This is a genomic window from Mucilaginibacter sp. P4_E8 (assembly GCF_056401495.1).
In genome coordinates, this window is record NZ_JBFUJG010000298.1 from 1 (window position 1) to 2,498 (window position 2,498).

At 34.8% G+C, this 2,498-nt stretch carries 4 protein-coding genes; 2 read left to right on the plus strand and 2 right to left on the minus strand.

From position 1 onward, the window contains the following. The coding region (locus AC1DRQ_RS30680; RefSeq protein ID WP_477429791.1) for an ATP-binding cassette domain-containing protein at positions 1 to 574 on the minus strand (574 nt) is incomplete at its 3' end. Positions 575 to 1,410: 836 nt separating this feature from the next. Here AC1DRQ_RS30680 and AC1DRQ_RS30685 point away from each other — a divergent pair. Beyond that, on the plus strand, positions 1,411 to 1,575 hold the full coding sequence (locus AC1DRQ_RS30685) for a hypothetical protein (RefSeq protein WP_477429793.1): 165 nt from the start codon (positions 1,411 to 1,413) through the stop codon (positions 1,573 to 1,575). Between the two features lie 101 nt (positions 1,576 to 1,676). After that, a complete protein-coding gene (locus AC1DRQ_RS30690) occupies positions 1,677 to 2,129 on the plus strand; it encodes a PA2169 family four-helix-bundle protein (protein ID WP_477429795.1) in 453 nt (150 codons plus the stop codon). Positions 2,130 to 2,197: 68 nt separating this feature from the next. On the opposite strand, the gene AC1DRQ_RS30695 is transcribed toward AC1DRQ_RS30690, so the two are convergent. After that, a partial coding sequence (locus tag AC1DRQ_RS30695; RefSeq protein ID WP_477429797.1) for a hypothetical protein occupies positions 2,198 to 2,498 on the minus strand: 301 nt, incomplete at its 5' end.

Here is a 2,498-nt window from a genome sequence, read left to right on the forward strand (position 1 = left end):
CATCAAGGCCGGTCAAAGGGTTATCCAATAACAGTAATATTGGGTTTTTAAGCAGGGCAGCAGCCAGCATCAAACGTTTGGTTTCGCCATTTGATAGTTTTATCAATTGTTTATCACGTAAACCAAGCAGGTTTAATAGCGACAGGGTTTTATCAAATGTCCAATAGGTGCCTGGGCGCGGCACACTTTTAATTGATAGTAAATAATCATTAACGGTTAAAGCATCCTCAGAATCTGAGGAGTTATAGCGTTGCTGGTAATAAAAATCGGTAGTGTTTGAAAGATTCCTGAAATGGTGCCTGGGTTCAACAAGAGCAATCAACTTGTTATTAAGGTTAATACCATTGTTCAACTCAGAATTTGAAAATTCATCTCCCAAATGGTAGGTGACCGTGCCACCTGTTACATTAAAGCGCCCTGCAATGGTTTGCAGCAAGGCGCTTTTGCCAGATCCGCTTTGACCTATTAATGCCCAGTTCTCGCCTTTATTTATTTTGAACGTAAGATCTTTGAACAAGGTATTAGTCAAAAACCTTACAGTTGCATTATTTATAGAAAAAAGTATATTAAACATAGCCTATCAGTAGCCGGTAAAAATACTTATCTCCCAGAAAAAGCCTATACTTTTAAATAATATTTTGTTGACTTAATGACGGGCTCAGAACTTAAGCGGTCTTTTTAAATGTTTGGTTATGATTTAAATTAGCGTTGTTTTTATTTAACCTGTTCCAGGCGTCAATGTTAACAAGCTCCTCCTTCACAAAGTTTTTACAGCCTTTGTTAGGACAGGTAACAATCCAATATTTTTTTTGTTGCTCAATATGTGGCCGCGCGCCACATTTAATGCATTTTTCACAATAAATGTTTGGTTGTATTTCTAAAATCATATTTTAAGGTGTAATGTATTAAAAAGTAGATAACGCAAATTTAGACAATTAATTTCGTTAGAAATGAAAATTTAGTAAAAACATGCATTATAAGTATGTACGAATTTTGTTTTTTAATGTATTTAGAACGCTGTAATTATGGATGCTAACATTTAATAATAACAATTGTTTTTATGTAGTTACAGAAAAAATCGCTACTTATTAAAACAAGCTTTTTTAAATGTTTACCACATCAATTGTCCTGTTTTTTAGTCACCTGATGTTTGCACTATTACATTTGTTATTAGGTTAGTTTAAACTGATGCTCACTCCCTATATCCAACGCAAAATTTGTTTCACCTGAATTACTTATTAGCATTAATCATTCCACTTATTTTATAATAAAGCAGTAGCAGCGGTTTTTTTTGAAATCGTTATAACAGAACCTGGCAACAGATACCTGACAGTGTTTTTTAAAAAGGGGTCTGATTATTGTATTTGAGCTTCAGTATCAAAACATTAATTACAAATTTTAAACATCATTATGAAAAAGGCACATTTATTATTGATCGTAATGGCTATGATGGTCATAAGTAGTTGTTCTGTAATTGAGGGTATATTTAAAGCGGGCGCTGTGGTAGGTGTTATTGCAGTTATTGTTGTTATACTGGTTGTACTTTGGCTGTTTTCCCTGTTTAGGGGTAAGTAATATGTTTGTGTAATTTAAATTGATAAATAAGATAATTATTATATTTTTAATTAAACATTTTAACTAATTATCTGTTTCTGATATATAAAAATCTTATAATTATGGAAAACACACAAGCAACCACCGAAGTATTAAATGATCTTATAAAGATCAACAACGACCGCATTGAGGGGTATGAACGCGCCACAAAAGACCTGAAAGATGGGGAGACAGATCTTAAATCGCTTTTTACCACATTGATTGGCGATAGTCACCGGTATAAATTAGAACTGGGAACCGAAATTGAAGTATTAGGTAATATGGAAACCGGAACAACAACCAGTGGTAAAATACATCGTACCTGGCTTGATGTTAAAGCGGCTTTTACCGCCCATGATACGCATGATATACTTGAAGAATGCGAGTTTGGCGAGGATGCCATACTAAAAGCTTATAAAGAAGCTCTGGAAGAAGAATATCTGCCTGCTTATTTACGCCAGTTGATCACCAGGCAGCAAAGCGAACTGCTTGATGCGCATGACGAAATGAAAGCATTGCGCGATGGAGTACATTAAATTAAAAATTTCAATAAAAAGGGACAGCCATGCGGTTGTCCCTTTTTTTATGATAGTGATTTTATGATTTAATTTTCCGGAGATATGTTTACTGATTTAACCTGCCAGCTATTTTTTTCAGACCAGTCGCCTCCGGTGTATTGCATATTGATAATCCAGTCTGATTTTACCATTTTTCCGCTAGCGCTTATCGCTTTTACAGATGATTGTATCTGGTAGCTGTTTGTAGCGGTATCAATAACTGGTTTAAAACTGTTATTAGGAAACGCCGCTGTGGCAGGTTGTTTTAAGTGATCTTTTACAAACTCCCTGGCTATGTTAAAAGCCTCCTGTGCTGTAGGTTTACGATTAAGATGTACAACGTTATTC